The organism is Streptomyces sp. B1I3, assembly GCF_030816615.1.
Classification (GTDB): Bacteria; Actinomycetota; Actinomycetes; order Streptomycetales; family Streptomycetaceae; genus Streptomyces.
Genome location: NZ_JAUSYD010000001.1, coordinates 5024976 through 5038149 on the forward strand (window position 1 = coordinate 5024976; position 13174 = coordinate 5038149).

10 protein-coding genes are annotated in these 13174 nt (G+C 70.3%); 9 read left to right on the top strand and 1 reads right to left on the bottom strand.

Translation table 11 applies throughout. The features are described from left to right. The first annotated feature begins 33 nt into the window (after nt 1-33). The 3 genes from QFZ58_RS22960 to QFZ58_RS22970 all read left to right on the top strand — a co-directional run bounded on the left by QFZ58_RS22960 (nt 34) and on the right by QFZ58_RS22970 (nt 5177). On the top strand, nt 34-2409 hold the full coding sequence (locus QFZ58_RS22960; RefSeq protein WP_307126784.1) for a UvrD-helicase domain-containing protein: 2376 nt from the start codon (nt 34-36) through the stop codon (nt 2407-2409). A 475-nt stretch (nt 2410-2884) separates the two neighbouring features. Continuing rightward, nucleotides 2885-4318 carry an NAD-dependent malic enzyme gene (locus tag QFZ58_RS22965; RefSeq protein WP_307126785.1) on the top strand — a complete coding sequence of 478 codons (1434 nt, stop codon included), beginning with the start codon at nt 2885-2887 and terminating at the stop codon, nt 4316-4318. Nucleotides 4319-4895: 577 nt separating this feature from the next. Continuing rightward, nucleotides 4896-5177, top strand: coding sequence for an HU family DNA-binding protein (locus QFZ58_RS22970; protein ID WP_003968811.1), 282 nt, complete (start codon nt 4896-4898; stop codon nt 5175-5177). A 389-nt stretch (nt 5178-5566) separates the two neighbouring features. Here QFZ58_RS22970 and murA read toward each other — a convergent pair whose 3' ends face one another. Further along, nucleotides 5567-6907: a UDP-N-acetylglucosamine 1-carboxyvinyltransferase gene (murA, locus tag QFZ58_RS22975; protein ID WP_307126786.1), complete on the bottom strand. Its 1341-nt coding sequence runs from the start codon at nt 6905-6907 to the stop codon at nt 5567-5569. Between the two features lie 297 nt (nt 6908-7204). Here murA and QFZ58_RS22980 point away from each other — a divergent pair, with 297 nt between their 5' ends. The 6 genes from QFZ58_RS22980 to QFZ58_RS23005 all read left to right on the top strand — a co-directional run bounded on the left by QFZ58_RS22980 (nt 7205) and on the right by QFZ58_RS23005 (nt 13102). Beyond that, nucleotides 7205-7765, top strand: a complete 561-nt coding sequence (locus tag QFZ58_RS22980) for a YqgE/AlgH family protein (protein ID WP_307126787.1) — start codon at nt 7205-7207, stop codon at nt 7763-7765. A gap of 30 nt (nt 7766-7795) precedes the next feature. Then, nucleotides 7796-8095: a DUF3039 domain-containing protein gene (locus QFZ58_RS22985; RefSeq protein WP_014155978.1), complete on the top strand. Its 300-nt coding sequence runs from the start codon at nt 7796-7798 to the stop codon at nt 8093-8095. Nucleotides 8096-8342: 247 nt separating this feature from the next. Further along, nucleotides 8343-9647, top strand: a complete 1305-nt coding sequence (locus QFZ58_RS22990) for an extracellular solute-binding protein (protein ID WP_307126788.1) — start codon at nt 8343-8345, stop codon at nt 9645-9647. A gap of 2 nt (nt 9648-9649) precedes the next feature. Further along, nucleotides 9650-10621, top strand: a complete 972-nt coding sequence (locus QFZ58_RS22995; RefSeq protein ID WP_307126789.1) for a carbohydrate ABC transporter permease — start codon at nt 9650-9652, stop codon at nt 10619-10621. Next, nucleotides 10618-11469 (top strand): carbohydrate ABC transporter permease, encoded by an 852-nt coding sequence (locus tag QFZ58_RS23000; protein WP_307126790.1) that lies wholly within the window; start codon nt 10618-10620, stop codon nt 11467-11469. The genes QFZ58_RS22995 and QFZ58_RS23000 overlap by 4 nt, the downstream gene beginning before the upstream one ends. Before the next feature lies 1 nt (nt 11470). Next, nucleotides 11471-13102 carry a beta-N-acetylhexosaminidase gene (locus QFZ58_RS23005; RefSeq protein WP_307126791.1) on the top strand — a complete coding sequence of 544 codons (1632 nt, stop codon included), beginning with the start codon at nt 11471-11473 and terminating at the stop codon, nt 13100-13102. Nucleotides 13103-13174: the final 72 nt, after the last annotated feature.

The following is a 13174-nucleotide window of genomic DNA, read 5'->3' on the forward strand; positions in this document are numbered from 1 at the left end:
CGGCTGCCCAATGCACGTCAGAAGGGGGCCTCGGTGGCCGCGCAGGATGCCGCTGTCGATTCGTTGCGGGACCGGGAAATCGGTGTCGAGCAAGAACATCTGGACCGGGTCTACCACCGCCTCGAAGAGAAGATCCACGAGGCGGAATTTCTCATGCACGACGCCGGCAAACGGGCCCAGGTCGGGACCCCCGGGGCACTCGCCGAACGCGACGCCCAGGTCTTCCGCGCCGGTGTCCACCTCAACCGGCTGAACAGTGAGTTCGAGGACTTCCTCTTCGGGCGGATCGACCTGCTGCACGGCAAGGACGGCGAGCGCGGCCCGGACGGCGCGTTCACCTCCGTCGCACCCGCCGACGACGCCGTACGGGAGGACGGCACCGCCGACATCGCGGAGACGCTCCACATCGGGCGCATAGGAGTCCTCGACTCCGACTACGCGCCGCTGGTGATCGACTGGCGGGCCCCGGCCGCCGCGCCGTTCTACCGGTCGACGCCCAAGGACCCGGGCAGGGTCGTACGCCGACGGGTCATCCGCTCCAAGGGCCGCAGGGTCCTCGGGGTCGAGGACGACCTGATGCGTCCGGAGCTGACGGCGTTCCTGGGAGGCGAGAGCCTCCCGGTCATCGGCGACGGCGCCCTGATGGCCGCGCTGGGCCAGGCCCGCAGTCACACCATGCGCGACATCGTCTCCTCCATCCAGGCCGAGCAGGACCTGGTGATCCGCGCCCCCGCCGCCTCCGTCACGGAGGTGTCCGGAGGGCCCGGCACCGGCAAGACGGCGGTGGCCCTGCACCGGGCCGCGTACCTCCTCTACCAGGACCGGCGCCGGTACGCGGGCGGCATCCTCGTCGTCTCCCCGACCCCGCTCCTGGTCGCGTACACCGAGGGAGTGCTGCCCTCGCTCGGGGAGGAGGGCCAGGTCGCCATCCGCGCGGTCGGCTCGCTCTCCGACGAGGCCGCCGGTGCCGAGGGGGCCACCACGTACGACGAGCCCGCCGTCGCCCGGATCAAGGGCTCCTCCCGGATGCTCCACGTGCTGCGCAAGGCCGCCCGTGGTGCCCTGGAGCAGCCGGCCCCCCGACCCGCCGCCCAGGAGGGTCAGCTCTCCTTCGGCGAGGCGGAGGGCCCGGCGGAGCAGGGCACCCCGGCCCGGCTGAGGGTGGTGGCCTTCGGCGCCCGGGTCGAACTGGAGGCGGACGAGCTCCGGCGCATCCGGCACAACGCCCTCGGCGGCACCGCACCCGTCAACCTGCTGCGCCCGCGCGCCCGCAAGCTTCTCCTGGACGCCCTGTGGAGCAAGTCGTCGGGCCGGGGCCGTTACACCGACCCCGAGCTGATCGCGGAGCTGCGCTCCTCGTTCGACGAGGACGTCTCCACCGAGCCGGTGTTCCTGGAGTTCCTGAACGCCTGGTGGCCGGAGCTCACCCCCCGCCGGGTGCTGGCCGCCATGGCCGACGAGCGGCGGCTGAGCCGGTGGGCGCGCCGGATCCTCAACCAGGGCGAGGTGCGTCGCCTGGCCCGCTCGCTGAAGCGGCTGGACGAGGACGGCAAGGGTCCCCTCTCCGTCCACGACGTGGCGCTCCTGGACGAGCTGCAGACGCTGCTGGGAACCCCGCACCGCCCGAAGAGGAAGCGCGAGCTCGACCCGCTGGACCAGCTCACCGGCCTGGACGAGCTGATGCCGCAGCGCGAGGAGACCCAGCGGGAGCGGGCCGAGAGGCTGGCGGCGGAGCGCACCGAGTACGCGCACGTCATCGTCGACGAGGCGCAGGACCTGACCCCGATGCAGTGGCGCATGGTCGGCCGCCGCGGCCGGCACGCCACCTGGACGATCGTCGGCGACGCGGCCCAGTCCTCCTGGTCCGACCCGGACGAGGCGTCCGCGGCCCGTGACGAGGCGCTCGGCAACCGGCCCCGGCGGCAATTCACCCTCACGGTGAACTACCGCAACCCGGCGGAGATCGCCGAGCTCGCGGCGAAGGTGCTGGCGCTGGCCATGCCGGGGATGGAGTCCCCGGCGGCGGTCCGCTCCACGGGGGTGGAACCGCGCTTCGAGACGGTGCGCGCCGGGGATCTGGCCGGGACCGTCCGCGAGGAGGCGCGCAGGCTGCTCGCGGAGGTGGACGGCACCGTCGGCGTGGTCGTCGCGATGGACCGCCGTGCCGAGGCCCGTGCCTGGCTCGAGGAGCTCGGCGAGCGGGTGGTGGCGCTGGGCAGCCTGGAGGCGAAGGGCCTGGAGTACGACGCCACGGTGGTCGTCTCGCCCGCGGAGATCGCGGACGAGTCGCCGGCGGGGCTGCGGGTGCTGTACGTGGCGCTCACCCGTGCGACGCAGCAGCTGACCGTGGTCTCCGGCGAACGTGACATGCCGGACGAGCACGGCGTACCGGACCTGCTGAGGGACTGACGGGACTGACGGGACTGACGGGACTGAGGGGGCGGAAGGGCGTGATGGGGCTCAGGGGGCGGGCAGACGGGCGGTTCGCAGTGGCCGGCGACTCTTTTTCGAGTCGGCGCGCCGCAGGGGAATCACTTTTCCTGGGTCTTTGTTAGCCTGGTGTCGGCACCGGCTCGATCCAAGCCCCCGGGCCCAACCTTCGTCGCTTCGAGCGACCACTTGCCGCGAGGCGAGCATGGCGGGCCGGTGTCACTGAGTGAAAAGACAGACCCGCGTCACCTGATGGTGGCGCGGGTCTGTTTGTGTTCGAGGCCTGGCCGGGGTTCCCCGACGAGCCAACTTCTCGTATGGTGGAAAACACTTTCCGAAAGGTGGCAGTCATTACCGGCTACCGGTCGGTAGGTGCGACGATTCAGAACGCGCGTACGGGACTGCGTCCCACCTGCGCGCCAGCAATGAAGCTAAGGAAAGCGAAGGACTCGCCATGGCAACGGCGCCCAGCGTCTCGTACTCGATGACGGTCAGGCTGGAGGTGCCCGCGAGCGGCACAGCGGTCTCCCAGCTCACCACGGCCGTGGAGTCCTCCGGCGGTTCGGTCACCGGCCTCGACGTGACCGCCTCCGGCCACGAGAAGCTGCGGATCGACGTCACCATCGCGGCGTCCTCCACCTCGCACGCGGACGAGATCGTCGAAGGACTGCGCGGTATCGAGGGCGTCGTCCTCGGCAAGGTCTCCGACCGTACGTTCCTCATGCACCTCGGCGGCAAGATCGAGATGGCGTCCAAGCACCCCATCCGCAACCGTGACGACCTCTCGATGATCTACACGCCGGGTGTCGCCCGGGTCTGCATGGCGATCGCCGAGAACCCCGAGGACGCCCGCCGCCTGACCATCAAGCGCAACTCCGTGGCGGTGGTCACGGACGGTTCCGCGGTGCTCGGTCTCGGCAACATCGGCCCCAAGGCCGCTCTCCCCGTCATGGAGGGCAAGGCGGCCCTGTTCAAGCGTTTCGCCGGCATCGACGCCTGGCCGCTTTGCCTGGACACGCAGGACACGGATGCCATCGTCGAGGTCGTCAAGGCGATCGCCCCCGGCTTCGCGGGCATCAACCTCGAGGACATCTCCGCCCCCCGCTGCTTCGAGATCGAGGCGCGGCTGCGCGAGGCCCTGGACATCCCCGTCTTCCACGACGACCAGCACGGCACGGCGATCGTGGTCCTGGCGGCCCTGACGAACGCGCTGCGCGTGGTCGGCAAGTCGATCGGCGACGTGCGGGTCGTCATGTCCGGCGCCGGCGCGGCCGGTACGGCCATCCTGAAGCTGCTCATCGCGGCAGGCGTCAAGCACGCCGTCGTCGCCGACATCCACGGTGTGGTGCACACGGGCCGTGAGGACCTCGTCTCCGCCGACCCCGACTCGCCGCTGCGCTGGATCGCCGACAACACCAACCCGGAGGGCGTCACGGGCACCCTCAAGGAGGCCGTCGCCGGCGCCGACGTCTTCATCGGCGTCTCCGCCCCCAACGTCCTGGACGGCGACGACGTCGCGGCGATGGCGGAGGGTGCGATCGTGTTCGCGCTCGCGAATCCGGACCCCGAGGTTGACCCGGCAATCGCTCGGGAGACGGCGGCAGTTGTGGCCACCGGCCGCTCCGACTTCCCGAACCAGATCAACAACGTGCTGGTCTTCCCCGGCGTCTTCCGCGGTCTGCTGGACGCTCAGTCCCGTACCGTCAACACGGAGATGATGCTCGCCGCCGCGCGTGCCCTCGCCGGTGTGGTCGCCGAGGACGAGGTGAACGCGAACTACATCATCCCGTCGGTCTTCAACGACAAGGTCGCGGGAGCGGTCGCCGGAGCGGTCCGCGAGGCCGCCAAGGCCGCCGGGGTGGCCGAGGCCGCGCCCGACCCGGCCTAGGGCGTGTTTCGAAAGTCCCGCCTGCCCGGGGGCGTCTGGCACGCACGCTCGCCGCGTTGTCGGGATCACCCCGATACACCCGGTATCGAGGCGACCCTCCGCCTTGCGATCGCACGCACCAGACGCCCCCGGGCCTGCCCTTCGGGCAGACGACGCTACTTTCGAAACACGCCCTAGGTCCGGCCCGAAGAGTTCCCGTGCGTCACACCGCCGGCGGAGGCCGTGCGCGGCCTCCGCCGGCGGTGTCCTGCCTCACGTCCGGGCTCCGTACGGCGCGTCGCGGGTCGCGGCGTCCCAAACGCCCCTTTAGGGTGGGCGGGCAGCGAGCCCCACAGGCCCGGCATCCGCTGCGGACCGCTCCAAGAAGTCGACGGAACGTCACCACGGGCAATCAGTGGCGCTTTTCGTGTGACGTCCGGGGGTTCCGGATTGGCGTTAGCGCCGCAGGTGGGGGCAGGATGCGTATTCGGGCGCGAGGGTCTGACATCAGACCCGGGTCCGGGGACTGTCAGAGGGCCCTGGCAGCATCGGCTTCGATCTCACGCCTCACAGGCAAGAAGAACACGGGAGTAACAACATGAACCGCAGTGAGCTGGTGGCCGCCCTGGCCGACCGTGCCGAGGTGACCCGCAAGGACGCCGACGCCGTTCTGGCCGCCCTCGCCGAGACCGTCGGCGAGATCGTCGCCAAGGGCGACGAGAAGGTCACCATCCCCGGCTTCCTGACCTTCGAGCGCACCCACCGTGCCGCTCGCACCGCTCGCAACCCGCAGACCGGCGACCCGATCAACATCCCGGCCGGTTACAGCGTGAAGGTCTCCGCGGGCTCGAAGCTCAAGGAAGCCGCCAAGGGCAAGTAAGGCCCTCAAGGCATCGAAGGGCGGCCGTCCTCTCCGGACGGCCGCCCTTCGGCGTGCCCGGACCCCGGCCGTACCGTGCCGGTCTGCCGGTCTGCCGGCCTGCCGGCCTTCCGGTCTGCCGTGCAGGCGCTGCGACGGGCTCGAGGCGGGCCGGGAGGCCCGGCGGGCCGCCGAGGGCCCCGGACGGTCGCCACAGGCCCGTGGAGGGGCTCCGGGGCCCTCGTGCACCGGTGTGTGGGCGCCGGCCCCGGTGGCTCCGCTCTCCGCAGCGCGGACAGCCCGCTGCCCCGGTCCCATGTGCGGGTCCGGGGCAGCGGGCTGCGGTGCGCGGGTGCGCAATGCTGTGTGCGGCAGCACTGTGCGTACGCCGGAGCGCGTCCGGCGCGGGGTCAGACGAGCGATCCGCCCGGGAGCTCGACCTTGGCGCCGAGTTTCTCGAGCTTGTCCATGAAGTTCTCGTAGCCCCGGTTGATCAGGTCGATGCCGTGCACCCGGGACGTGCCCTGGGCCGCCAGCGCGGCGATCAGGTACGAGAAGCCGCCCCGCAGGTCCGGGATGACCAGGTCGGCGCCCTGGAGCTTCGTGGGCCCGGACACGACCGCCGAGTGCAGGAAGTTCCGCTGCCCGAAGCGGCAGTCGGAGCCCCCGAGGCACTCGCGGTAGAGCTGGATGTGCGCACCCATCTGGTTGAGCGCCGAGGTGAAGCCGAGCCGCGACTCGTACACCGTCTCGTGGACGATGGACAGGCCCGTGGCCTGCGTCAGGGCCACCACCAGCGGCTGCTGCCAGTCGGTCTGGAACCCGGGGTGGACGTCCGTCTCCAGGGCGATGGCGTTCAGCGCGCCGCCCGGGTGCCAGAAGCGGATGCCCTCGTCGTCGATCTCGAAGGCACCGCCGACCCGCCGGTAGGTGTTGAGGAACGTCATCATCGAGCGCTGCTGGGCACCGCGCACGTAGATGTTGCCCTCGGTCGCGAGCGCGGCCGACGCCCAGGAGGCGGCCTCCAGGCGGTCCGGGATCGCCCGGTGCGTGTAACCGTCGAGCTGGTCGACACCCGTGATCCGGATGGTCCGGTCGGTGTCCATCGAGATGATCGCGCCCATCTTCTGCAGCACGCAGATGAGGTCCTCGATCTCCGGCTCGACGGCCGCGTTGGACAGTTCGGTGACGCCCTCGGCGAGGACGGCGGTCAGCAGCACCTGCTCGGTGGAGCCCACCGACGGGTACGGCAGCCTGATCTTCGTACCGCGCAGTCGCTGCGGGGCCTCCAGATACTGGCCGTCGGCCCGCTTCTCGATGGTCGCGCCGAACTGGCGCAGCACCTCGAAGTGGAAGTCGATCGGCCGGCCGCCGATGTCGCAGCCGCCCAGCCCGGGGATGAAGGCGTGGCCCAGGCGGTGCAGCAGCGGACCGCAGAAGAGGATCGGGATGCGCGACGAGCCCGCGTGCGCGTCGATGTCGGCGACGTTCGCGCTCTCGACGTGCGACGGGTCGAGGATGAGTTCGCCCGGTTCGTCACCGGGGCGGACGGTCACGCCGTGCAGCTGCAGCAGTCCCCGGACCACCCGCACATCGCGGATGTCGGGCACGTTGCGGAGTCGGCTGGGCCCGCTGCCGAGCAGCGCGGCGACCATCGCCTTCGGCACCAGGTTCTTGGCGCCTCGGACGCGGATCTCGCCCTCCAGCGGGGTGCCGCCGTGGACAAGCAGGACATCGTCTGTGCCGGTCATGTATCTCGCGTTCCGGAGTGGTCGGGCAGGGGGCCTTCGAAGAGGGTAATGGGCCCCCACCCCCCTTCCGTAAGTCACAGGGGGGTGTACGAACGTCATGAATCCGCCACAACACGCTCTGCGCCGGGAATCTTGCGGAGGGTTACCGTCCGCCAGAAGGCCCCTGGGCGGCCGTCCGCGCGCTCCCCGTGCGCCTGTGCGGCGGCTCGTGCGCCCTGAGCTGCGCGCGTGTCCGGAACCGTGCCGGGCGCGGCGTCCGGTTCCCGCGGAGGGTGAAGATGCGGGATCATCTCTGCCATGACCGAGGTGTCCTCGCTCACAGGGCGACTGCTCGTGGCCACGCCCGCCCTGGCGGATCCGAACTTCGACCGTGCCGTGGTGCTGCTCCTCGACCATGACGAGGAGGGCTCCCTCGGCGTGGTCCTCAACCGTCCGACCCCGGTCGGCGTCGGTGACATCCTCGCGTCGTGGGCCGGTCTGACCGGTGAGCCGGACGTGGTCTTCCAGGGAGGCCCCGTCTCGCTCGACTCGGCACTGGGCGTGGCGGTCATCCCCGGTGACGAGGGGCCCCTGGGCTGGCGCCGGGTGCACGGGGCGATCGGCCTGGTGGACCTGGAGGCGCCCCCCGAGCTGCTGGCCGCGGCGCTCGGGTCGTTGCGGATCTTCGCCGGGTACGCGGGCTGGGGGCCCGGGCAACTGGAGGCGGAGCTCACGGACGGGGCCTGGTACGTGGTCGAGTCGGAGCCGGGCGATGTGTCGTCGCCGCGCCCGGAAAACCTCTGGCGGGCCGTTCTGCGGCGCCAGCGCAGCGAACTGGCGATGATCGCGACGTATCCGGACGACCCTTCGCTGAACTGATGCCCGGAGCTTTCAGTACGCTTGGCAGTTATGAGCACTCTTGAGCCCGAGCGCGGGGCAGGGACGGGCACCCTCGTAGAGCCGACGCCACAGGTGTCGAACGGCGACGGCGACCACGAGCGCTACGCCCATTACGTCCAGAAGGACAAGATCATGGCGAGCGCCCTGGAGGGCACTCCCGTGGTGGCACTGTGCGGCAAGGTCTGGGTCCCGGGGCGCGACCCCAAGAAATACCCGGTATGTCCCATGTGCAAGGAGATCTACGAGTCCATGGGCGCCGGGGGCGACAAGGACAAGGGCAAGGGCGGCAAGGACAGCGGCAAGAAGTAGTCCACACCTGTTGTCACCGTCCGGGCCATGACCCCCGGGGCGCGCTTCGCTGCGCGCCCCGGGGGTCTTTCGTGTGTCCGGGGACGGCCGGGCCCGTGCGGGCGGGCGTTGCACGGGGCGCTTCGGGTGGTCACAGAGTGGTTGAGACCACTTGTCGGGGTGCGGGCGCGCCCTTACTCTCCTGCCAGTTGTGCAGAACGAAACGAGCGTTGCGCAGAATGCAACGACTGACCGGTAGGGGTTCCGGATGAAGCTTTCTGCCCGAATTGCCGCCCCGGCCGCGGCTCTTGTGCTGGCCGGCCTCACCGCCACGGCCTGTGCGCCACAGACGTCCGACGCCGGGGCCGGGGCGGACGAGAAGAACGGGACGCTCCGCGTCTGGCTCTTCCAGGAAGTCGGCAACAAGCCGAAGGAGAAGGTCGTCGACGCCGCGGTCGCCGACTTCGAGAAGTCGCACAAGGGTGCGAAGGTCGAAGTCGAGTACATACCGGTCGACACCCGCGCCCAGCGCATCAAGGCGGCGTTCAACGACCCGAAGAGCGCTCCCGACCTCATCGAGTACGGCAACACCGACACCGCCGGGTACGTGAAGGACGGCGGACTGGCCGACGTCAGCAAGGAGTTCGCCGCCTGGGACGAGGCCAAGGACACCGACCCGGCGGCCAAGCAGTCCGTGACGGTCGGCGGCCAGGTGTACGGCGCGCCCCTGTTCGTCGGCGTACGGGCGCTGTACTACCGCACCGACGTCTTCGATGACCTCGGCATCGAGCCCCCCAAGTCCCAGGCCGAACTGATCGCCACCGCCAAGAAGGTCCACAAGGAGAAGCCCGCCCTGTACGGCCTCGCGGTCGGCGGCGCGTACACCTACGGCGCGATGCCCTTCATCTGGGCGCACGGGGGTGAACTGGCCACCGAGACCGGGGTGACCTACCAGGCGGCCATCAACAGCGAGAAGGCCCGTACGGGCATCGAGGCGTACACCTCACTCTTCGGCGACGACAACTGCCCCGCCGCGAAGTGCGCGGCCATGGGCGGCAACGCCACCGTCACCGCCTTCGCGTCCGGCAAGGCGGCCATGGCGATCGGCGGCGACTTCAGCCACGCGGCCGTCGAGGCGGGTGCCGTGAAGGGCAAGTACGCGGTCGTGCCGCTGCCCGGTGTCGAGAAGGGCTCCATCGCCCCGGCCTTCGCAGGCGGCAACAACATCGGCGTGCTCAGGAGCACCTCGCACCGCACCCTCGCGGTCGACCTCATGAAGTCGCTGACCGGCAAGAGGACCCAGGCCGCGATGTTCGACGCCATGGGCTTCCTGCCGACCTACACGGACGTACGGGCCACGGTCGCCGAGAAGGAGCCCTTCGTCGCACCCTTCGTCGACACGCTCGGCGCGGGCGCCACATTCGTCCCGGCGTCCCCGGCGTGGGGTCAGATCGACGCCTCCCTGGTCCTGCCCACGATGTTCCAGGAGATCGTCAGCGGCCGTAAGGACGTGGCGACCGCCTCGGACGACGCGGCGAAGAAGATGGACGCGGCGTTCGCCGACGCGGGCTGACGATGACCGCGAACACGACGGTGCACAAAGCCCCCGAGAGGCCCGGGGCGGGCAGCGCGCCGGCCCGCCCGCCCCGGCGCCGGCCGGCATCACCCGCACGGCGCTCCGGCTGGACCCCCTGGCTGTATCTGCTGCCCGCCCTCGTGCTGCTCGGCGGGCTCCTGGTCTACCCGATCTACCAGCTCGGCCTGATCTCCTTCCTGGAGTACACCCAGGCCCAGGTCAGCGGCGGCGAACCCACCACCTTCCAGGGCCTCGGCAACTACGCGACGCTCTTCGGCGACAGCCAGTTCTGGCAGGTGCTCCTGGCGACCGTGCTCTTCGCCACGGCCTGCGTGCTCGCCACGCTGTTCGTCGGCTGTGCCCTGGCCGTCCTGCTCACCCGTGTCCGTGCCCTGCCGCGGCTCGCCCTGATGATGGCCGCCCTCGGGGCGTGGGCGACCCCGGCGATCACCGGGTCGACCGTGTGGGTCTTCCTCTTCGACCCCGACTTCGGACCGGTCAACAAGGTGCTGGGCCTCGGTGACTTCTCCTGGACGTACGGGCGCTACAGCGCCTTCGCCCTGGTCCTCCTCGAAGTGCTCTGGTGCTCGTTCCCGTTCGTGATGGTGACCGTGTACGCGGGGATCCGCGCGATTCCCGGCGAGGTCCTCGAGGCGGCCTCGCTGGACGGCGCCTCGCAGTGGCGGATCTGGCGGTCGGTGATGGCGCCGATGCTGCGGCCGATCCTGATCGTCGTCACCATCCAGTCGATCATCTGGGACTTCAAGGTCTTCACCCAGATCTACGTCATGACCAACGGCGGCGGCATAGCCGGCCAGAACCTGGTGCTCAACGTCTACGCGTACCAGAAGGCGTTCGCGTCCTCGCAGTACAGCCTCGGATCGGCGATCGGCGTCGTGATGCTCGTGATCCTGCTGGCCGTGACGCTGGTCTATCTGCGCCTGGTACGGCGCCAGGGGGAGGAACTGTGACCACGCCGACGACCCGTCCGCGTATCCGCAGGCCCGGAAGGCTGGCGGCGGAGGCGGCGGCCCTCGCCATCGCCGCCGTGGTCGCCTTCCCGCTGTACTGGATGGTGCTCTCCGCACTCAAGCCGGCAGGCGAGGTCCAGTCCACGCAGGCCCGCCCCTGGACACTGGCCCCGTCCCTCGACTCGTTCCGCCGGGTCTTCGAACAGCAGGACTTCGGCCGCTACTTCCTCAACAGCCTGATCGTCGCCGGCACGGTCGTCATCGCCTCCGCGCTGATCGCCTTTCTCGCGGCCACGGCCGTGACCCGATTCCGCTTCAGGTTCCGCACCACACTGCTGATCATGTTCCTCGTGGCGCAGATGGTGCCGGTCGAGGCACTCACCATCCCGCTGTTCTTCCTCATGCGGGATTTCGGGCAGCTGAACACCCTTGGCTCACTGATCCTGCCCCACCTCGCCTTCTCGCTGCCGTTCGCGATCTGGATGCTGCGCGGATTCGTCAAGGCCGTCCCGGACGCCCTGGAGGAGGCCGCCTACATCGACGGGGCGAGCCGCACCCGCTTCCTGTGGCAGATCCTCTTCCCGCTCGTCTTCCCGGGCCTCGTGGCGACCAGCGTGTTCTCCTTCATCTCGACCTGGAACGACTTCCTGTTCGCGAAGTCGTTCATCATCAGTGACACCTCCCAGTCGACGCTTCCCATGGCGCTGCTGGTCTTCTTCAAACCCGACGAGAACGACTGGGGAGGGATCATGGCCGCCTCGACGGTCATGACCGTCCCCGTGCTGGTCTTCTTCGTACTCGTACAGCGCCGTCTGGTCTCCGGACTGGGCGGCGCGGTAAAGGACTGACGTGGACAACCTGATTCCGGCGCCCGTACGCGCCGTGGCCGACGACCGGGGCGCGTTCCTCCTGGACGGGGCCACCACCATCACGGCGGGGACCGGCACCGAGACCACCGGACGCTGGCTGCGCACCACCCTCGGGGCCGCGTTCGGCCTTCCGCTCGCCCCGGGGGGCGACGGTGCGGGGAACACCGTCGACCTGCGCATCGACCCCGCCAGGGAGGCCGAGGGCTACCGGCTGGCCGTCACCCCCGACGGGGGCGTGGAGATCGCCGGAGGAAGCGCCGCAGGGGTCTTCTGGGGCGCGCAGACACTCCGTCAGCTCCTCGGCCCCGAGGCGTTCCGCCGCGCACCCGCCGGCCCCGTCGCCGCGCGGGCCGTGCCCTTCACGGACATCGAGGACAGCCCGCGTTTCCCGTGGCGCGGTCTGATGCTCGACGTGGCACGGCACTTCATGCCCAAGGACGACGTCCTGCGCTACCTCGACCTGATGGCAGCCCACAAACTCAACGTCTTCCACTTCCACCTCACCGACGACCAGGGCTGGCGCATCGAGATCAAGCGCCACCCGCGGCTCACGGGGACAGGCGCCTGGCGCTCCCGCACCAAATACGGCCACCGCGCATCGGAGCTCTGGGACGAGACCCCGCACGGCGGTTTCTACACCCAGGACGACATCCGCGAAATCGTCGCCTACGCCGCCGAACGGCATATCCGGGTCGTCCCCGAAATCGACATCCCCGGACACTCGCAGGCAGCGATCAGCGCATATCCGGAACTGGGCAACACCGACGTCATCGACACCACCACCCTTTCCGTCTGGGACACCTGGGGCGTCAATCCGAACGTACTGGCCCCCACTGACAACACCCTCCGCTTCTTCGAAGGGGTCTTCGAGGAACTGCTCGACCTCTTCCCCGCCGCCACCTCGCCGTTCATCCATATCGGTGGTGACGAATGCCCCAAGGACCAGTGGAAACAGTCGCCGGCCGCGCAGGCCCGGATGGCCGAACTCGGTCTCACCGGTGAGGACGAACTGCAGTCCTGGTTCATCCGGCACTTCGACAGCTGGCTCACCGCCCGGGGCCGCCGGCTCATCGGCTGGGACGAGATCCTCGAGGGCGGCCTCGCCGAGGGCGCCGCGGTGTCGTCGTGGAGGGGCTACGCGGGCGGCATCGCCGCCGCCGAGGCCGGGCACGACGTCGTGATGTGCCCCGAGCAGCAGGTCTACCTGGACCACCGTCAGGACGGCGGCCCCGACGAGCCGATGCCCATCGGGTACGTACGCACCCTGGAGGACGTCTACCGCTTCGAACCCGTCCCCCCGGGCCTCTCCGAAGAGGCGGCCACCCACGTCCTCGGCACCCAGGCCAACGTCTGGACCGAGGTCATGCAGAACAGGGCCCGCGTCGACTACCAGGTCTTCCCGCGGCTCGCGGCCTTCGCCGAGGTCGCCTGGTCCCCCCTCCCGGCGCCCGGGGAGCGGGACTTCGCCGGATTCGAGCGCCGCATGGGCACGCACTACGCCCGGCTCGACGCCCTGGGGGTCGGCTACCGGCCCCCGGGCGGCCCGCTGCCGTGGCAACGGCGGCCGGGCGTCCTGGGTCGCCCGATCGAGGGACCGCCCCCGCACGTGTGAGTGGCCCGGCGTCGTGCCCGTGTGCGGGGTCCGCGTCGGTGCGGGTGCCCGTTCGGTCCGTGTGTCCGCCCT